Source organism: Halobacteriovorax sp. XZX-3, assembly GCF_043196495.1.
Taxonomy (GTDB): Bacteria; Bdellovibrionota; Bacteriovoracia; order Bacteriovoracales; family Bacteriovoracaceae; genus Halobacteriovorax_A.
Genome location: NZ_JBEBMO010000001.1, coordinates 749,090 through 769,143, shown reverse-complemented (window position 1 = coordinate 769,143; position 20,054 = coordinate 749,090). Strand labels below are relative to the sequence as shown.

Sequence of the window (20,054 nt, the reverse complement as noted above, 5' to 3'; positions counted from 1 at the left end):
TCCCTCATAAATAGATAAAATTGCTCAGTTTTTATTACAAAAGTTAGAGGCAATTTCTATGACAATTTCAGGGACGCTACCTATCGTTTCTAAGGTCGATCGATCAAGTGATGACTTTAGAGAGAATTTCAATTTTCATTTTTCAAATGTAGAAGAATTAAGAAACAAAGTTAAACATGCTCATATGGGTGGAGGAGAAAAATCTGTTTCTCGTCACCACTCTCGTGGAAAATTATTACCACGTGAGCGTATTGATAAAATCCTCGATGCAGGATCTCCATTTATCGAATTATCATCTCTTGCTGCAAACGGCATGTATGGAATGGATATTCCAAGTGCTGGTATCGTAACAGGTATTGGTAAAGTACACGGTGTTTGGTGTATGTTCGTGGCCAATGATGCAACTGTTAAGGGTGGAACTTATTTTCCAATGACAGTTAAGAAACACTTAAGAGCGCAAGAAGTGGCAAGGGAAAATCGCCTTCCATGTGTTTATCTTGTGGACTCTGGTGGAGCATTCTTACCAATGCAAGATGAAGTATTTCCAGATAAAGAACACTTTGGAAGAATCTTTTTTAATCAGGCCCAAATGTCTGCCCAAGGGATTCCACAAATTGCTGTTGTTCTTGGTTCATGTACTGCTGGTGGAGCTTACGTTCCTGCGATGGCGGATGAATCAATTATTGTAAAAGATAATGGGACGATCTTTTTAGGAGGACCTCCTCTAGTAAAAGCTGCAACAGGTGAAGAAGTTGATGCTCAAACTCTTGGTGGGGCAAAGGTTCACACTAGTGAGTCTGGTGTTGCTGACCACTTCGCTGAAGACGAAGACGACGCTCTTGCAATTACAAGATCAATTCTTGAAAATATAAACTTTGAGCAAAACGAAGACGACTTCAATTTTGAAATGCCAAAGTATGATGCCGAAGATATTTACGGAATTCTTCCTCGTGATACGAAGAAGCCATTTGATATTAGAGAGATCATTGCTTGCCTTGTTGATGGTTCACGCTTTCATGAGTTTAAAGAGAAATACGGGCCAGCACTGGTTTGTGGTTTCGCAAAGATTTGTGGAGAAAGAGTAGGGATCGTAGCTAATAACGGTATTCTCTTTTCTGAATCGGCAATTAAAGGTTCTCACTTTATTCAGCTTTGCGGACAAAGAAATATTCCATTAGTTTTCCTACAAAATATTACTGGTTTCATGGTTGGTTCTAAATATGAAGCTGAAGGAATTGCAAAGCATGGTGCTAAAATGGTTACGGCCGTTTCAACTGTTAATGTTCCAAAGTTTACGGTTGTGATTGGTGGATCTTTTGGTGCTGGTAACTACGGTATGTGTGGTCGTGCTTATTCTCCTCGTTTCTTATGGATGTGGCCTAATGCTCGTATCTCAGTAATGGGTGGTGAGCAAGCAGCAGGAGTACTTGCAACTGTTCGTCAAGACGGGCTTGTTGCAAAAGGTGAAAAGCCGATGACGGCCGAAGAAGAAGCGAAGTTTAAACAACCTATCTTAGATAAATACGAAAATGAAGGAAGCGCATATTATTCAACAGCAAGACTGTGGGATGATGGTGTGATTGAACCTCATAAAACTCGTGATATCTTAGGTGCGGCAATTAAAGCAAGCAAACAGGCTCCAATTGAAGAGACTAAGTTTGGTGTCTTTAGAATGTAGTGAAATAGAAGAAGGATTTTTTATGACAGGATATACAAAAGAGATAAAAACAGGTGAAGAAAGTGGGATTTGTTTCATCACACTAAATCGCCCAGAAGTACATAATGCATTCAATGATGAGATGATTGCAGCACTTACGGAAGAGTTCCTAGCACTTGAAAATGATGATAGCGTCCGCGTTGTTGTTCTTACTGGTGCCGGAAAATCGTTTTGCGCAGGAGCTGATCTAAATTGGATGAAAAAAATGAAAGACTATTCAATGGAAGAAAATATTGCGGACTCTAAAAAGTTAGCGGGACTATTTCATGCCATTAACAATCTTTCTAAGCCAGTCATTGGCCGAGTAAATGGAGCTGCCCTTGGTGGTGGAGTTGGTCTTGTTGCTTGTTGTGACTTTGTCATCGCAAGTGAGAGTGCAAAATTTGGTCTTACGGAAGTTAATCTTGGACTTGTTCCTGCGGTAATTTCTCCATTTGTTATGGCAAAAATTGGAGAGTCAAATGCTCGCCACCTATTTCTTACTGGTGAGAGATTTGATGGAGAACGTGCTCTACAAATTGGCCTTATTCATAGAGTTTCTCTTGATCGCTACTATGATGCAGATATCGTCAATATGGCAAAAGAACTCATTAAAGTTGCACCAAATGCACAGAGAGTTGCAAAGAAGTTAATTTTTGGTGTTAAAGAGCGTCTTGGAAATGATGAAGCAACAATGAATTTCACTTGTGAAGTTATTGCTAAGCAGAGAATTTCTGATGAAGGTCAGGAAGGTATGACAGCATTACTTGAAAAAAGAAAACCAAACTGGAAGTAAGTTATATATGGCAACTATAAAGAAAATTGAGAAAGTATTAATCGCCAACCGCGCTGAGATTGCACTAAGAGTTATCAAAACTTGTCGCACTCTTGGAATTAAAACAGTAACTCTTTACACTTTTGAAGAAAGAAATCTTCCTCAAAGAGAATTTGCAGATGAGACTTATTACTTAGAAGGAAAACTTCTTAGTGAAACATATCTGAATATGGATAAGATCATTCAAATTGCAAAAGATAGTGGATGTGATGCAATTCACCCTGGTTATGGTTTCTTATCTGAAAACGCAATATTTGCTCAGAAAGTAACTGATGCAGGTCTTGTGTTTATTGGACCAACTCCTGAGCATATTGTTCTTATGGGAGATAAGAAAGGGTCTAAAGACAAGATGATTGAAATTGGTGTTCCTGTTATTCCAGGATACAATGGTGAAAATCAAGAACCTGAATTCTTAAAGTCTGAAGCTGATAAAATGGGCTATCCTGTACTGATTAAAGCATCTGCCGGTGGTGGTGGAAAAGGGATGAGGGTTGTTAATGACTCGAAAGACTTTCTTGCTGAACTTGAAAGTTGTAAGCGAGAGGCCCTAAGCTCATTTGGTTCCGATATTGTCTTGATTGAAAAATTCATAACAAGTCCACGCCATATTGAAATTCAAGTAATGAGTGATACTCACGGGAATCACTTTCACTTTTTTGAAAGAGAATGTTCAATTCAAAGACGTCACCAAAAAATTATTGAAGAGTCTCCTTCTATGGCCCTAAGTGATGAGCTTCGTAAAAAGATGACTGATGCAGCTGTTAAGATTACAACGGCCATCGATTATCATGGTGCTGGTACTGTTGAATTAATTCTTGACGGTGAAAACTTCTATTTTCTTGAAATGAATACAAGATTACAGGTTGAGCACCCTGTCACTGAAATGGTAACAGGATATGATCTTGTCGAATTACAGCTTATGGCAGCAAGTGGTGAGAGATTTGAGTTTACTCAAGATGATATTAAGCAAGTCGGGCACGCTATTGAATGTCGTATCTATGCAGAAGATCCTGATAATGACTTTATGCCAGCAATTGGTCGCCTTGAATATATTGGGGATGCAATTGAGGGGATTCGTCTAGACACTGGTTATAAGAATGGAAACTCAATCACTGTTAACTTTGACCCAATGATTGCAAAAGTTATTACTTGGGGAGCTGAAAGAAATGAAGCTGTAGGAACAATGATTGCAGGTCTTAATCACCTTCCATTTGAAGGTTTAACAACAAATAATGACTATCTTGTAAGAATTTTAAAGCATGAGGCATTCCTTGCTGGTAACACTTATACTCACTTTGTAAAAACTTATGAAGCAGATCTTGCACCTGCTGAAGTTTATGCAGAAGAGATTGCTGCTGCTCTTGCTCACGATTTCTTAAAAGATGATATCATGTTTGATTCTTTTAGAATGAGCGGTGACCAAGGTGAAAAGAGAATTTATGACTTTGGAGAAAATACTTTCGAAGCTTTCTTCAAGTTCTCAGGTGTGAGTACTCTTGTTGTACGTTTTGAAGGCTTTACTTGTACTGTTGATATTGAAGAAGATGCTCTTTGGATTAACGAAGTTCCATTCCATATCTTAACGCAAAAGAATGCCTATATTGTAAATAGTAAGCGTGTTGAACTTTCACGAAGTGTTGCGAAGCGCTCTGGGGCTGCTACAGGTGAGGCCCATGAAATGAGCTCGCCAATGCCTGGGAAAATTCTTAAGGTTCTTGTTCAAGCAGGGCAAGAAGTTAAAATTGGTGATGCTCTAGTTGTTATGGAGGCCATGAAAATGGAACATACTGTAAAGGCATCTCGTGATGGTAAGATTGATGCTATACTAGTTCAAGAAGGCCAAACAATTGATGGTGGAGTTGACCTCGTAGAATTAAACTAATTCGGATTAACTATGACTAAAAAAATTAAGATTGTTGAAGTTGGACCTCGCGACGGATTACAAAATGAAAAAAGTTTTGTCGCCACAGAAGATAAGCTCGAGTTTATCAAGCTTTTAAGTGAGACAGGACTTTCAACAATTGAAGTAACAAGCTTTGTTCGTCCTGATAAGATTCCTCAAATGCAGGATGCAGCAGAGCTGTATCCTCAGGTATTAAAAATCACTGAAGATAAGGGGATTGCGACTCCTTGTTTAGTACCCAACTTAAAGGGACTAGAGCTTGCAAAGAGTCTTGGGGTGAAAGAGATTAGTATGTTTACTGCAACATCGAATACTTTCAACCAGAAGAATATCAATGCAACTATTGAAGAGGCCCATGCAAGACAGATTGAAGTGGCAAAGGCCGCTCTTGATGAAGGAATGAAAGTTAGAGGCTATCTTTCAACAGTTTTTGGTTGCCCTTATGAAAAAGAAATAAAAGATAAATCAATCGTTGATGGAATCCAAAGATTATTAGATCTAGGATGTTACGAAATATCATTAGGGGATACTATTGGTGTCGCTAACCCTAACCAAGTGCGAAGAATTACAAAACTAATTAAAGATCACTTTGGTTTAAAACAGATGGCAATGCACTTTCACGATACAGAGGGGATGGCCCTCGCTAATATCTACGCTTCTTTAGAAGAGGGGATTGAGGTTTTTGATTCATCTGCAGCAGGTCTTGGCGGTTGTCCATATGCAAAAGGTGCAAGTGGGAATGTGGCAACAGATGACGTTGTTAATCTCTTACATAAACTTGGTTTTGATACAGGCGTGGATATGGATAAACTCCATGATGCTAGCTCTTTTATTATTTCTAAAATCGGTCACACTGCACCGTCTAAGTTTTTTCAAGCTTATAAAGGAAGGAAGTAATGTCTATTTACGGCTACGAATTTGAACACTTAAAAATTGAAAAGAAAGACGCAACCCTTTGGGTAAGTCTTGATAATACTAAGATGGCAAATGCTATCACTAATAAAATGATTGCTTCTCTTACTGAAGTTTTAACATTCGCTGATGGTGATCCAGATATTCGCGTGATCGTTCTTAGAGGCGAAGGCGACAACTTCTGTGCCGGTGGTGATATTAAAGCAATGATTGCTCGCAAAGGAATGTTTGCAGGTGAATCTTTTGAGCTAAGAAATCGTTACTCTCGTGGAATTCAAAATATTCCTCGAGTTATCGAAAGACTTCAAAAACCAATTATAGCAATGGTTCACGGTGGTGCAATTGGAGCTGGATGTGATCTTGTAGCGATGTGTGATCTTGCCGTCGCAAGCGATGATGCGAAATTTGGTGAGACTTTCTGTAAGCTCTCTCTCGTTCCTGGAGATGGTGGGCCATTCTTTTTAACTCGAAAAGTTGGTTACACAAAAGCAATGGAGATGTACTTAACGGGCCGTATTTATACTGCTAAAGAGGCCATGCAAATGGGCCTTGTTAATAATATCGTAACAGGTGAGGACCTTGAGCTTGCTGTATCTGCTTTTGCAAATGAAATAGCTGCTAATGCTCCAGTTGCAGTACAATTGACAAAGACAGCAATGAAGCGTGCTGCGCACGATGATCTTGAGTCTCATCTCAATTTAATGAGTGCATACCAAGGAATTGCGCAAAGAACGAATGATCACTTTGAGGGACTTTCAGCTCTAAAAGAGAAGAGAAACCCAGACTTCAAGGGAAATTAATATTAATATAATCGTAATGGGCCTTTTTGCCTTCTTTCTTTCGTCTTGCTCTAGCACCCTCTATAGTGGAGATGGTGAGAGGCTTTTGCATATTTCAAAACATGCAAATCGAGAGGCCATTACGTTAAAAGCAAATCACGAAATTCAAAATATGTTTTATGGATCACTTCCGAAACAGCATCATATAAAACTAGGTAATGATTTCTTTCGTCGTCGAAGTGAGTATGTTTCACGTGTTGAAATTCAAGAGATTGAATCTCCACTTGATCAATTTATAAAATTTTTAAGTTTTGGCCTTTTTTCCAAAAAGCAAATTGAAGTTAAGGCGGCCACTGATATTGGAGAGAATGAGTATGAAGTTTACTAGATTTGTCATTCTCCCTTTTATACTGTTCATTACTTCTTGTGCATCAAGTGGAGTTAAGCTCAATAGTCAATTTTGTGCTTCTCCAAATGGTATTTGGGCAAAAGCAGACGATAAGCTTGATTATCGTGTTTCAAAAAATATTTCTGGCTTTGGTATTGAAGAGCGTAGAATTAGAGATATTTTTAAGCAAAGAAGTTATGATTGTCGCAAGGTAAGTAAGATGCGTGTGACGGTTAAGCAGGGATTTTTTGAAACACTACTTAGCCTTATCCCAGGTTACTCTTCCAATACTGTTATCATTGATTTTAATCTAGAAGATTCATAAGTCCTGAAAAGAAATCTTTCTTATAGGCGTCGACTTCTTCTTGAGTTTCAAGGTGACCGAAGTTTTGACGGTCTTGTTTAACAAAGTATTTTTTTGCATCATCAGTGCATAGAAAGCGTGAGTGATGGCGTGTTAGCATATTGCCGTATATTTTTCTTTGCTTACACACTGTCATGATAAGCTTTTCTTGAGCGCGAGTAATCCCTACATAACAAAGTCTACGCTCTTCTGCGTCTCCTTCGCCATTAACAATTGTTTTCTTGTGCGGAAGGATTTCTTCTTCGACTCCAACCATATAAACTTGTTTAAACTCAAGCCCCTTTGATGAGTGAAGAGTCATCATCGTAACTTCATTCTTTCTTACATCATCATCTTCGTCTTCATCTTTTGTATCCTGAGAATCTTGAAGCATAAGCTTTTCCATGAATTTATCTAGGGTAGCTTGTTCCTTAAAATTCTCTGTAAAACGCGCCGCTGATTCAATGAAGAAGTGAATATCGTCTTTTTTACGTGAAGCCTGCTTAACTTGGTCATAGCATTTGTCGATATATTCAAAATACTTTAGATCATCCGTAAGACTTGTGATTGCCTGACTAAGAGGTAGTCTTCCAAAATACTCTTTTGCACTTTCAATAAAATTAATAAATGTTGTAATCTTATCCGCTCGTGTACCCGCAAGTTCAGGTGCATTTTTCATTGCACTAAACAGATCGATCTGATGGGCCTCACTTTCTTCTAGAAATTTCTCTAAAGTCTTCATTCCGATTCCACGATTTGGAACATTTAGAATTCTTCGAAGCGCCATTTGATCGGCAGGATTTTTAATGACCGAAAGATAGGCCATGATATCTTTTACTTCTTTTTTCTCGTAAAATTTTTGGCCACCGATAATTGTATAGGGAACCTGAGAAAGTCTTAGCTGCTCTTCAATTGGTGCTGCTTGAGTATTTGAACGGTAAAGAATTGCGATGTCACCTAAATGCCCACCTTTAGATTGGTGAGAGATAATATCTTCAACAATGATTTCCGCCTCATGTTCAGTATCTTCAAGCTCCCAAAGGATAGGCCTGTGATCACTTGGTTTATCTGACCACAGTGTCTTGTCTCGACGATCTGTATTTTCTTGAATAACAGCGTTAGCAAGTTTTAGGATCGGTGAGATTGAGCGATAATTCTGCTCTAGCTTGATAACTTTTGCACGAGAGTAATCTCTTTCAAAGCCAATGATATTTGAAATATCGGCACCTCGAAACGAATAGATTGCTTGATCATCGTCACCAACAACACACAGATTATCGTGGGCACAAGTTAAGTGGCGAATAAGTCTAAATTGAAGTGGATTTGTATCTTGGTACTCATCTACCATGATGTACTTAAATCCATTTGAATACTCTAAAGCGATTTCGGGATTCTCATCAAAGAGCCTAACTGTTAGAAGAAGAATATCATCAAAGTCGATGGCATTATAAAATTTAAGCTTCTCTTGATAAAATTCGTAGAGAAAATTAACTGCGTGATCATAAGGATCTTCTCCATCAAAGAATGGCGAATCAGCAAAGTCCTCAGGCTTAATCCCTTCGTTTTTAAGCTTTCCAATCTTAGACTGAATAACTTCTTTCTTAAATGAGCCCTTGTTATCGTGATAAAGTCTAAGACCTTCACGTATGATACTCATTTGATCTGTTTGGTCGTAGATCGAGAAGTTCTTATGGTAACCCAAATGAGTAATTTCTTTCTTAAGAATTTTCAGACCTAGTGAGTGAAAAGTCGCTAAAGTCATTCCTTTAGATTTATTCTTTCCAAGCAGGCCGTGAACTCTTTCTTTCATTTCCTTTGCGGCCTTATTTGTAAATGAAACGGCCAGAATCTGTTTTCCAGGAATATGCAGGTTATCAACCATATGCGCAATTCGGTAGGTGATTGTACGTGTTTTACCACTTCCAGCACCTGCTAAAATCAGTACTGGGCCTTCGATGGTCTCAGCCGCCGCGCGTTGTTTGTCGTTTAATCCTGCCAATGAAATCATGCGTATAATGTGCCTTTAGAAAGGCGATTAGGCAATCTGTTTGTTGGTATGGGTTCCTGGATACTTTTCGGGATGCTTAGCATAATTACTTCATGCCACGCACCCCGAAAAGTATCCAGGAACCTTGCATTGCATCTTGATAAAGCCGAGCTAAAGAGTCAGAATTTCATACATGAACACAACACACCTTAGATCGATTTTATTGAATTTAATAATTCTACTTGGTGCACTATACACCCAAGCATCTGAGCTTCCATCGCGAAGTGATATCCATGCATTAATTGGCCAACAGACTTCTGTTAAGTCTCAAGGCTCCCGTGGTACATGCACTATGTTTAGTGCAATTGGAATTGTTGAGCACTTACTAATTCGTAAGCATGGGGTTCTACCGGTTGAGCTCGATTTGTCTGAGCAGTGGATGGAATATCTCATAATGAAGGATAAGAGTTGGGAAGGTTCAACAACATCTAAAAATATGCGTGCCATTCTTGATTGGGGAGTTGTTTACGAAAAAACTTGGCCTTACTCTCGCAAGAAATGGCCATCTCTTGAAGATGACTATCCTGAAATCACTATGGCCAAACAAACTTGTGGCCATTTAGTAGAGCTTCCAAAGTATCTACAGTCTTGTTTACTTGGGCAGCGTGATCCTCGTTTATTTGAAATGACTGATTATGATATTGCTCAAATTGATCCTGATTTTATTCCAATTAGAAAAGAGGCAATTTATTTAAGAGACACTTTAGTGGATGATCTTTATTCAAGAAAGAAGTCTTACATGTCGAAAGACTTATCCAAAATTAAGAAATGGTTAAGTCAAGGAAAGTCAGTTATTCTAGGAACTAAGTTGTACTATGGGTCTTGGAATGCAAAAAAGACTCAGACTCTTGAGATTCAAGAACGTGATAAGAGCAAATGGTATGCAGGCATTGTTGGCTATCCTGAAGTTGGAACACGTGATCGTCGAATTTCGGGAGAAAAAGGCGGGGGCCATTCGATGATTCTTGTTGGTTATGACGATGATGTTGTTGTGAAGACTAGAATGCAGATGGAAGATGGCTCTTGGCAGGAATTCGAATATAAGGGTGTTTATTACTTTAAGAATTCTTGGGGAGTTAAAGGCTTTGGGAAGAAGTTTAAGTTAGATGAAGTAAACTATCCAGGTTATGGAATGATTACTCAAAAATATGCACATGATTTTGGAAATTTTTTCTATATAGATTAAGGAGATGGCCATGGCCAAGAAGAAAGTAGCAAAGAAGAAAGTTGCTAAAAAAGCAACTAAGAAAGTAGCAAAGAAAGCAACTAAGAAAGTAGCAAAGAAAAAAGCAGCTAAGAAAGTAGCAAAGAAAGCAACTAAGAAAGTCGCAAAGAAAAAAGCAACTAAGAAAGTAGCAAAGAAAGCGACTAAGAAAGTAGCAAAGAAAGCGACTAAGAAAGTAGCAAAAAAAGCAAACCCAACTAAGGACCTTTTTAACTCACTACTTGAACTGATTAGAGTTACTTCAACTGTTCTTCCTGACGACATTCAACGTGTTGTTCTTGATGCTCTTCATAGAGAAGAAAAGAATACTACGGCCGAATATGCAATGAATATCATTCAAGCAAATATTAAAATGGCAGAGCAAAAATCTCAGCCACTATGCCAAGATACTGGAACAATTGTATTCAAAGTTTATCATCCAAGAGACTTTGATCAGGATGCATTCAGAAAGGTATGTGAAAAAGCCGTTCTTGAAGCAACTAAGATTGGATACCTAAGACAAAACTCAGTTGATTCACTAACTGGTAAGAACGATTGTATGAATGTTGGTGGTGGACACCCAGTAATTAAGTTTGAGCAACACAAGTCAAAGAATCTTGACGTTAAGCTTATGCTTAAAGGTGGGGGTTGTGAGAACGTTGGTGCACAATACTCACTTCCAAATACTGAATTAAATGCAGGCCGTGATCTTGATGGTGTAAGAAAAGCAATCCTTGATTGTGTTCAAAAAGCACAAGGTAAGGGATGTGGACCAGGTGTTCTAGGTGTATGTATCGGTGGTGATAGAGGAACTGGACATGTGGCCGCTAAGGATCAATTCCTAAGAAAGCTAGATGATAAAAACTCTAAGCCTGAGCTTGCTGCACTTGAAGCAGACATCGTTGAAACAGCAAATAAACTTGGTATTGGGCCAATGGGATTTGGTGGAAAAACAACTCTTCTAGGATGTAAAGTAACAGACCTTAACCGTCTTCCTGCTTCATTCTTTGTTTCAGTTTCTTATATGTGCTGGGCATTTAGAAGACAGGGCGTTTCGCTTAAAGCAAATAATACAATCAATAAATGGTTATACTAGGAAGAGGTTAGAACATGAAACGTTTAGACTATCCATTTACAAAAGAACAAATTAGAGAACTTAAAGTTGGAGATATGGTTTTAATCTCAGGGAAGATGTTTACTGGACGCGATGCTGTTCACAAACGTCTTCACGAAGGAACAAAACCACCAGTAGATTTAAATAACCAAATTATCTATCACTGTGGTCCAGTTGTACTAGAAAACAAAGATGGTACATATGAAGTTAAGGCCGCAGGACCAACGACTTCAATCCGTGAGGAACCATACCAGTGGGAAGTAATGCGTGACCACGGAATCCTTGGTGTTATCGGTAAAGGTGGAATGGGGCAGAAGACTCTTGACGGTTGTCGCGAGTACGGATGTGTATACTTCCATGGTATTGGTGGAGCAGCACAGGTTTTAGCTGAAAAAATCAAATCAGTAGACAATGTTTACTGGCGTGACCTTGGTTCTCCTGAAGCGATTTGGGAATTAACAGTAGAAGAGTTTCCTGTTGTTGTAACAATGGATGCTCACGGTAATTCTCTACACGCAAAAGTTGAAGCAGAGAGTGCTGAAATCCTTAAGGGACTAGTTTAGTTTATTTAAAAACTTTTTGAGGTTTTAAGAAGTGAATAAGATTTTATATACGCCAAGTAGTGAACGTATCCAATCATCAAATATGATGGAGTTTATTAGACAAATTAATAAGTCCCAAGGCTTGGACTGTAAGTCTTATTACTCACTTCACAAATATTCTGTCGAAAACCCAAAGAGTTTTTGGAAAGAACTCGTTAAGTTTTTTGATATCGACTATACGGGAGATCTCGAACCAGTATGTACTGATTTGAGTTTCGAAAGTTACGGTTGGTTTCCAAAAGTTAAACTTAACTTCGCTAAAAATCTTTTAAAAAATGGCCGTGATATTTCAATTGCTCTAAGTAGTGTGAGAGAAAGCGGCCAAACTCAAAAAACTTCTTATAAAGATTTAAAAAATACAGTGGCGGGTTTGCAAGATGTGATTAAACCACATATTGCAAAAGGTGATGTCTTGGCCTGCTATATGCCAAATATTGCAGAAACTGTTGTTTCAATGCTTACGACGACTTCACTGGGTGGTGTTTTTACATCGACTTCATGTGACTTTGGTGTTGAAGGTGTGATTGACCGCTTCGGACAATCAAAACCAAAAGTTCTTGTTACTGTTAATGGTTACGAATATGGTGGAAAGTATTTTGACTTAACAGATAAGATTAATGCTGTTGTTAAAGCTGTCGACTCAATTGAAAAAGTAATCGTTGTTGACTTCAAGGGGAAAGGCCTTGATGCAAGCTCAATACACAAAGGCGTTAGCTGGTCTGATGTGGTTAGACCAATTGAAGAAGAGATAGAGTATACTGAGTGTGACTTTTCCGACCCTCTCTATATTATGTACTCTTCTGGGACTACAGGTAAGCCTAAGTGTATCGTTCATAGTGTCGGTGGAACTCTCGTTAATCATATTAAGGAGCTTGGCCTTCACTCGGATCTTAAGGAAGACAAATCAATTTTCTTCTTCACCACTTGTGGTTGGATGATGTGGAACTGGCTTGTTTCTTCTCTTTACTTTGGATCTACTGTTGTTCTTTATGAAGGCTCGCCGGGATATCCAACTTTTGGTGATTTTATTTCAATTATTGAAAAAGAGCAGCTAAATATTTTTGGAACAAGCCCAAAATTCTTAAAGGCCCTTGAAGATACTGGAATTGATCTTTCACAATATGATATGTCATCTCTTGAAACGATTCTTTCTACAGGTGCACCACTTCTTCCTGAACAATTCGATTATGTTTATACGAAGTTTAAAAAAGACATTCAACTTTCAAGTATTTCTGGTGGTACAGATATTATTGGCTGTTTCTTCTTAGGAAACCCAATCCTTCCTGTCTTTAGAGGGGAGCTACAATGTGCTGGCCTAGGAATGGATGTTACTTGTTTTGATAGTCGCGGAAAGGAAGTCCCTGCTGGTGAAGAAGGTGAGTTAGTTTGTCTACAAAGTTTTCCTTCACGCCCAATCTACTTCCTAAACGATGATGATGGTCAGCGTATCAACAAAGCATACTTCTCGGAGTTTAAGGGAGTGTGGCATCACGGTGACTTTATTAAGATCACTGAGGGTGGTGGTGCGATGGTTCTTGGCCGCTCTGATGCGACTCTTAATCCAGGAGGTGTCCGCATTGGTACTGCTGAGATTTACCGTCAAACGGAGACGATTGACTTTATTGAAGATTCAGTTTGTGTTGGAAAGAATGTCGACGGCGATGTTGAGGTATGGCTCTTTGTCGTAACGAAAGATGGCCATGAACTAACTAAAGAAGACTGTAAATTTATTAAAACTCGCATACGAGAAAATACAACACCGAGGCATATGCCAAGACGTGTAATCCAAGTAAAGGGAATTCCATATACTCGCTCTGGAAAGAAGATGGAGATGGCCGTAAGTCGTCTTATCAATGGCCGTGCTCTTGATAATGTTCAGGCCGTGGCAAATCCTGAGACTTTGGATTTTTTCACAAATCTCTAAGTTTTCTAGGCAATTGATTTTATTTGATTTTGTAGATTTCCTCTTTGGCCATAGGCATAACACCCGATAAGTATAGATAGTACAAAGAGGGGACATATCATGCGAAATTTTATCTATCTATTTCTTGCGCTTAATTGCGCAATCATTCAAGCTGAAAGTCCAAATTCAATTGAATGCTTAGGTGGAAGTTTCGAAACACTTGATGCTCTAAATGTTAAGAATGTACGAAAGCTTGCCTCATCAAATTCTCAATCGATTGGGTCTATTATCAATTATGATTATAACTATCCAAAGCTACCTAAAAATATAAAAGAGATTTTAAGTCCTGACTTAAGAACTGTTTGCGATTTCTATGCTAAGGCCAATCCTACGGATCCATTTTTTCAAGACATTCGTGACAATATTACAAAGAAATATAAAGATGGTGATGATACTGATTTCTTCTTTAAGTATCTTTTAGTTCTACCTTGCTGGCACTATTCTAAGAATATGTTTGATTACTTTACGTCTGGTAATGAAGCTAATACTAGGGCAGGTATCGGACTCTTGTTTGGTGATATGATGCATCCATTATTTGGTGGAGCTGATCCAAATACTTTTATACGTATCTGGCGTGAGGGTAAGATGTTTGAAGGGCCAATGTATATTGTCTATGATCATCTTCTAAAAAATTATTCAAAATCTGAGCGTTTTAAAATTGAATATCTGCCAATTGTGAAACGACTTAAACACCCTAGGTATATTGCAAATTTTCCGAAAAAATCTCTAGAGCAAATTAAAAAGGAAGAACCTGATATGCCAATAACATTACCAATGCCGTAGAAGCTAATCGAGTTGCCAAATTTTATTGGGGCCCAATTTATGAGCAATCAAGTGCTTAGGCCCTCTCTTTGTTCTTAATTTCTAGTTCATTTATAATAATAGCTGAGGCGTTATCTCTAGTAATGACGTGTTTTCAATTACTTAGTGAATAGGTTCACTCAAGTAAGTTATTGAAATTATGCAAGATTTTGTGAACTAAACCCTAAAGTCAAATATTTTGCTTCCGATTAGTTCACAAAGGATTAGTTTATGAGGAAGTTGATTTTATTTTCTATTTTAGCACTTTCAACGCAGTTAAGTATATTTGCTGCAAGTGGAAAGGACTCTGCAAGTGAGGCAACACCTGATTGTTTAGAGAATGCTATTCCAAATACTCTTGATTCTAAAAATACGAATAATATTGAACAAATTGTCGAATTACAAAATGTAAGAAGTCATGGAGCAAATCCTAATTATCCTATATTCCCTGATAATATCGATGAAATTTTAAAGCCTGATAAACGAACGGTTTGCGATGCCTATGCAGTTCCGAACGAAATCGATCCATCGTATCGTTCAGTTATGAAACATATTGATAAGACTTATAAAGATGGTGATCATAAAGATTTCTTTTTTAGATACGTTTTATCTATGAACTGTTGGCCATTTCGTGAGAACTTCTTCGCCTATATGATTAAAGGTGGAAATGTTGGTCATGCGATGGGAAATATTATGAAGTCTCCATATGGTGGGCTTGATCCAAATGCATTTATTCGAATTGAAAGAGAAGGTCGAGTTTTTGAGGGGCCAATGTATCATGTTTATGAATATTTAGAGAAGAATTATAAAAATAAATCTGAGTCTTCGAATGAATATATAGCTGCAATGAAAAGACTAAAGTCTTCTCGCTATCAATTATATCCAGTTAAATCACTTAATCAGATAAAGAAAGAAGAACCAAATATGCCGATATCAATAAGGTGATTTAGACATTGAAAATATTTAGAATTCTTTTAATATTCTTATTTACTCTTAATGCTCACAGTGAGTGTAGAAGTGGAATTGTCGCAATTTTTAAATCAAGCACTATTGAGGAAATTTCACAAAGCATTGGCGGAGTGAAGGCAAAGGTAGGTGAGTCTTGTAAGAGCTCAATTGGATTAGAATTAAACTCTGATTCGTATTGTGAATGTATTTCAAAAAATCAAGACACTGACTTTGATGTTAGTCGTAAGATGTTTCGCCAAAAAAATGGGAAAGCTTTAAAAAGTATTATTTTTGATCTTGCTGAAACTATCGCGGTAAATGATAATCCAGATCTTACTCTTAATTGTAAACTTCATGACACCTTAGTCAATAATTGTGATGCGCAAATGATTAGTGAAATGTTTCCTGAATATGAGGGAACAAATTTTTCACAAGAAATGTTTGCAGATTATTTAGAAATCTTTAATACAAACTCAGGTGGCGGAAAGAAAACAATTGATCACTTCCGCTCAAATTCATGTTCGTCTACTTTTGTTCGAAAGAGCTCAATTGAAGGTAATACAGCAAGTGTTCAGGCCGAACTAGATAAATCGTGTGAACAGTTTACGAGCCAAGTTATTGGCCTATGTCAAAATGAATCATTAACTGGTGTTGAATATGATAATTTTGATTTCGATTTACCAACATTAGAAAATGTCGATTCTTTTAATTACTTTTGTAAAATAAAAGATCGTCCAATAAAAGATATCAATACCGATAATAATACATTATCAAATCTATTCTTAGCATATGAGAAGAAAGACGAAGAAGTGTCTCCTTTATGTAAAGAAGTCTGTATTGATGAAGCACCATACTCTGTTAGAGGCTGCCAAGTTGATACTCAAAAAGCGATTGTGGCCCTTAAAAGATTGATCGCTAGTGAAAATGTTAATAATGAGGAAATAACTTTTTTAAAAGAAATTATTGGAAACCAAGTTTCCAATGATGTTATTGAAGGTAAAATCAATGACGATGATCTAGCGTATTTTAAGAAAAATCTTGATGACGATGATTACAATAATATCGTTCAAATTGTAAAAACGGGAAGAAATCAGGCATCTGTGAATCAACAAGACTCACTAGTTTCTCAATTCTTTGCAACGGAAAAATCTGAAGCTGTGTCAACAAGTCTTGCCTCTAATGACAAGTCAAAAACAGCTCCTGCTCAACCTACAGCTGCTCCACAAGAGCAGTCAGTGCAGCAAATTCAACAACAAATGATGGATGCCGTACCTGAACAACAGGCGGCCATGAATAGCTCAACTCAGCCCATAGGGCCGAGTCAAAATCGTGCTCTTACTTTTGGACGTCGTGGAAAGTCTAATAATGCTTCAAAGGCAACAAAAGATATCGTTGCTTCAGTTAAGGCGTTAAGAGAAGCGGGGAGCTCTCTTGCAAGTGCTCTAGAAGCACAAAAGAAAAGACTAAAAAGAGAGAGAGAAAAGATAGCGCGTGAAAATCAAGATAAGTACCAACGTTATGATGCTGAAACTCTAGAGCCAATTGAAAGAAGTAGAAGAGGAAGAGGTACAAACGGAGCAGCTAATTATCCGATCGCAAATGTTGCAAGTGCCGGATCTGGTGGTGGATCAAACTTTGCCACAGGTGGCGCAGGAACTTCTTCAACAGGTAGTTCTACTTTTACACAACCTGAAGCAAAAGCAACAGTTGTTGATATCACTGGACGTTCAGCGCCTAATATTGATTTAAATAATCTTCAAAGTTCTGGAGCAACTCTGCCGGCTTCGATTACAAATCACCCTGATGCATCTGAGATTTCAAAAATGTTCAATGGCCTTGCCTATGAGAAAGATGAAAAGGGTAGAAGTATTGCAAGTGAAAAAGGTGAGGTTAAAAAGATCAAGGTTTCTTGGGGTGCTGAGAGTATCGATCTCGGATCACTTCTTATCAATGCCAAGGATCTAAAGCCTGGTGAAGAATTTATTGTCTACAAAGGTGATATGGATAAGTTTGTAAGGCTTACTCCAGCTTATCGCTTTCAAGCTGGGAAGCGTGTCTTTATCGGCTACCGAGTTGAAAATCGAAATCGTAATAATGCAGACTTGGCCGCAAGTCTCTATGCCAAGAAATTTTTAATTCTATAATTCTATTTAAATTTATATTATGAAATTTTGCGCCCTTGAAAATGACTTCAAGGGCCTTTTGATTTATTGAACTTCTTCAGAAGGAAGATCATCTGATGAACCATCATTTGGTTCAGAAGGCTCAGTCGGCCCTGGCTTAACAGGAGCTTCTGTTAGTCTCTTGTAGATAACAATTAGGCGATCTTTTTCGGCATTAAAAAATAACACTAAGTAAAAGTCGTCAGATTGTTCTTCTCTAAAAGATTCTAGATTTCCAGACTGCTTTAATGAGTCAGCTTTTGTCGAAGAATAGAAATCTTCGATCTTCTTTGTGTCTTCATATGAGAAACGAGTTGAACCAACATGATCTGTGGCAAGTGTGTCCATGATGATATTGATTTTTTCGTCTTTTAAAAGAAGTTGAAGTCTAGTTTCACTATCACCAACAATAGCACTTTGTAGCTTCTCTTTTAGCTCTTTTGAGAAGTCTGCATATGAACATTTATTAGAGATAAACACTAGTTCATTTCCTGGCTTACTCTCTAGCCCAATAAGCTTTTCTTGAGTTAACTCAAGGCATGGCTGAGGAGCAGGTTGTTGGTCTTGCTCACCAGTATTTGCAAATATCGGCAATGCAAGTAGTAGTGCTAGTATTGTTTTTTTCATTTCCCTAATTCCCTAATATTATTTGTTGATATGGGCATCCTCCCATAATTGGCCTTATCAGGCAAGCCTTTGTGCGGCGAGTTGTAGAATGTACTGGATATAACTACTTGATTTTCTTCGCACCAGAGTATTGAAGTCGGACTTCATCGCTTAGCCACTGGCCTGCAACGTCCTCATTCATGAAGTCATCACAGTATCTAGCAGGATTTCCACGAGGAAATTTCTTTTTACCGTCGTAAAAACTGAGGCAGATCTGAGCATAGTTTTCAATGTACTCTGGAAAATTCTTTGCGAATCTCTTGATGATAACTTTCGTTTTGGTGCTGGCCTTCCCATTTCTGCGATGAAAAATTTCACCTCTTAGGGGGTGGTATTTTAGAAGATCTGTTAAAACCTTCTTTCTGCTGTCGTAATTGGCCGATAGCTCTTCCATTTTGTTCCAGGCCATATTCATCACCGGGCCAGGAATTGGATTTGTTAGAAGATAGTTTGTTAGAAAAACAGATTTTAGCTGCTCATCAATTTTGTCGAATGCATTGAATGTAAGAAATATGATTTCACTATTGTAGTCACTAGGTTTAAGTAGAGATTCTAAATCACTCTTTGCGAATCCATTCAAGCAGTCCGGATTAAAGATATCCTTTGCCTTCTCAATAATTGAAGCCTTTGTATCTGTTCGTGAAATCTCTTTAACAATAATTTGTAAGAATGCCTTTTGACCTTGCTCCTCTCGACAGTAATAAATTGAATCGTTACTTTTTAAGGGTGCCTTAACGAGGTTATCGTATTTACTCTGTAAAGAGTTTGAGAGTGTTTTATAGATATCAAAATCAATATCAGGATAACGTGCAGAGTGAGATATATATGTATCTAAATCCTTTTGGCAGTCATTACACTTTTGAAAATAAAGTCTGGCATACTTTGAATAGGCCAGAGTGAAAAAGGCATAGGCCTTTAAGTTTTTATTCTCGATATATTTAGTAATAATTTTGAACTGAGTACTATTAACTTCATTCTTTGTTATTAAGTCTTCAACGTAAGAAGTTGCCATTTCACGTGTCATCTTCTTCCACTCAAAATCTCTTTGAGACGGCCTTACGTCTAAGAAGTGCTTCATGTATTCACGGTGAGACTTGTCTTTATAAAGCACACGTAGGTCATCCATCGTATAAGTGACGGCAGATACCTTTACAGAAAGAAGTGTGATTAATAAACAAATCAAATTGCGCATTTAAATAATGTCCTCGATTACTGAGAATAGAGTTTCTTTTTTAAAGGGCTTTTTAATGAAGTGAACCTTACCTTGAAGCTCGTCATTATCCAGTTCTTCATCACCAGAGATGATAATATACTTTAAAGTACCGGCCTTCGGACTGCTTTCAAAACGACGCACAACTTCTGCACCATTAATTACTGGCATATTCTTGTCTGCAATGACGATTTTAAGATTGTCGCTAATATTTTCAAAGTAGTGCTCTACGTCAACTTCGCCGCTTAGTGCTAAAGTTTCATGGCCACCTTGGCTTAGGGTAAGAGCAAAGAGCTCAGCAATATTCTCATCGTCATCGATAAATAAGATCTCTTCATTCATATATTTATTTTCCCAAATTTAAGGTCATTTCAAAAGTAATTTTTAGTAATTTATTGCTATGGGTTAAATGTGTGAATTTTGTTTTTTAAACCTTTACTTTAGTTTATTATACCCGCTGATAATTAAATGACAAAAGAAA

16 protein-coding genes and 1 pseudogene are annotated in these 20,054 nt (G+C 37.8%); 13 read left to right on the top strand and 4 right to left on the bottom strand.

What is annotated here, in order from left to right; translation table 11 throughout:
- The first annotated feature begins 58 nt into the window (after positions 1-58).
- The 7 genes from ABMA70_RS03535 to ABMA70_RS03505 all read left to right on the top strand — a co-directional run bounded on the left by ABMA70_RS03535 (position 59) and on the right by ABMA70_RS03505 (position 6,838).
- Positions 59-1,678 (top strand): carboxyl transferase domain-containing protein, encoded by a 1,620-nt coding sequence (locus ABMA70_RS03535; protein WP_392991525.1) that lies wholly within the window; start codon positions 59-61, stop codon positions 1,676-1,678.
- A gap of 22 nt (positions 1,679-1,700) precedes the next feature.
- Entirely contained in the window at positions 1,701-2,492 is a 792-nt protein-coding gene (locus ABMA70_RS03530) for an enoyl-CoA hydratase-related protein (protein ID WP_392991527.1), read from the top strand.
- A 7-nt stretch (positions 2,493-2,499) separates the two neighbouring features.
- Positions 2,500-4,413 (top strand): acetyl/propionyl/methylcrotonyl-CoA carboxylase subunit alpha, encoded by a 1,914-nt coding sequence (locus ABMA70_RS03525; RefSeq protein ID WP_392991529.1) that lies wholly within the window; start codon positions 2,500-2,502, stop codon positions 4,411-4,413.
- 12 nt (positions 4,414-4,425) lie between these two features.
- Positions 4,426-5,331, top strand: a complete 906-nt coding sequence (locus tag ABMA70_RS03520; RefSeq protein ID WP_103216905.1) for a hydroxymethylglutaryl-CoA lyase — start codon at positions 4,426-4,428, stop codon at positions 5,329-5,331.
- The gene (locus tag ABMA70_RS03515; protein ID WP_103216906.1) at positions 5,331-6,146 is read left to right on the top strand and encodes an enoyl-CoA hydratase-related protein; all 816 of its coding nucleotides are present in this window, start codon (positions 5,331-5,333) and stop codon (positions 6,144-6,146) included. Before ABMA70_RS03520 ends, ABMA70_RS03515 begins: the two co-directional genes overlap by 1 nt.
- Before the next feature lie 85 nt (positions 6,147-6,231).
- On the top strand, positions 6,232-6,513 hold the full coding sequence (locus ABMA70_RS03510) for a hypothetical protein (RefSeq protein WP_146037772.1): 282 nt from the start codon (positions 6,232-6,234) through the stop codon (positions 6,511-6,513).
- Entirely contained in the window at positions 6,500-6,838 is a 339-nt protein-coding gene (locus ABMA70_RS03505) for a hypothetical protein (protein ID WP_392991531.1), read from the top strand. The genes ABMA70_RS03510 and ABMA70_RS03505 overlap by 14 nt, the downstream gene beginning before the upstream one ends.
- Here the strand turns inward: ABMA70_RS03505 and ABMA70_RS03500 are convergent.
- A complete protein-coding gene (locus ABMA70_RS03500; RefSeq protein ID WP_103216909.1) occupies positions 6,819-8,864 on the bottom strand; it encodes an ATP-dependent helicase in 2,046 nt (681 codons plus the stop codon). The genes ABMA70_RS03505 and ABMA70_RS03500 overlap by 20 nt on opposite strands.
- Positions 8,865-9,036: 172 nt before the next feature.
- Here ABMA70_RS03500 and ABMA70_RS03495 point away from each other — a divergent pair, with 172 nt between their 5' ends.
- The 6 genes and pseudogenes from ABMA70_RS03495 to ABMA70_RS03470 all read left to right on the top strand — a co-directional run bounded on the left by ABMA70_RS03495 (position 9,037) and on the right by ABMA70_RS03470 (position 17,679).
- Positions 9,037-10,089 carry a C1 family peptidase gene (locus ABMA70_RS03495; RefSeq protein ID WP_103216910.1) on the top strand — a complete coding sequence of 351 codons (1,053 nt, stop codon included), beginning with the start codon at positions 9,037-9,039 and terminating at the stop codon, positions 10,087-10,089.
- 265 nt (positions 10,090-10,354) lie between these two features.
- Positions 10,355-11,784 (top strand): annotated as a pseudogene (locus tag ABMA70_RS03490) (FumA C-terminus/TtdB family hydratase beta subunit).
- A gap of 31 nt (positions 11,785-11,815) precedes the next feature.
- Positions 11,816-13,747, top strand: a complete 1,932-nt coding sequence (locus tag ABMA70_RS03485) for an acetoacetate--CoA ligase (protein WP_392991535.1) — start codon at positions 11,816-11,818, stop codon at positions 13,745-13,747.
- A 99-nt stretch (positions 13,748-13,846) separates the two neighbouring features.
- Entirely contained in the window at positions 13,847-14,569 is a 723-nt protein-coding gene (locus ABMA70_RS03480) for a hypothetical protein (protein ID WP_392991537.1), read from the top strand.
- Positions 14,570-14,818: 249 nt separating this feature from the next.
- The gene (locus ABMA70_RS03475) at positions 14,819-15,532 is read left to right on the top strand and encodes a hypothetical protein (RefSeq protein ID WP_103216912.1); all 714 of its coding nucleotides are present in this window, start codon (positions 14,819-14,821) and stop codon (positions 15,530-15,532) included.
- An 8-nt stretch (positions 15,533-15,540) separates the two neighbouring features.
- Positions 15,541-17,679, top strand: a complete 2,139-nt coding sequence (locus ABMA70_RS03470; RefSeq protein WP_392991539.1) for a hypothetical protein — start codon at positions 15,541-15,543, stop codon at positions 17,677-17,679.
- Positions 17,680-17,742: 63 nt separating this feature from the next.
- Here ABMA70_RS03470 and ABMA70_RS03465 read toward each other — a convergent pair whose 3' ends face one another.
- From ABMA70_RS03465 to ABMA70_RS03455, 3 genes are all read right to left on the bottom strand, one after another.
- Entirely contained in the window at positions 17,743-18,324 is a 582-nt protein-coding gene (locus ABMA70_RS03465; protein WP_103216915.1) for a hypothetical protein, read from the bottom strand.
- A gap of 103 nt (positions 18,325-18,427) precedes the next feature.
- On the bottom strand, positions 18,428-19,555 hold the full coding sequence (locus tag ABMA70_RS03460) for a hypothetical protein (RefSeq protein WP_103216916.1): 1,128 nt from the start codon (positions 19,553-19,555) through the stop codon (positions 18,428-18,430).
- The gene (locus tag ABMA70_RS03455; RefSeq protein WP_103216917.1) at positions 19,556-19,915 is read right to left on the bottom strand and encodes a response regulator; all 360 of its coding nucleotides are present in this window, start codon (positions 19,913-19,915) and stop codon (positions 19,556-19,558) included.
- Positions 19,916-20,054: the final 139 nt, after the last annotated feature.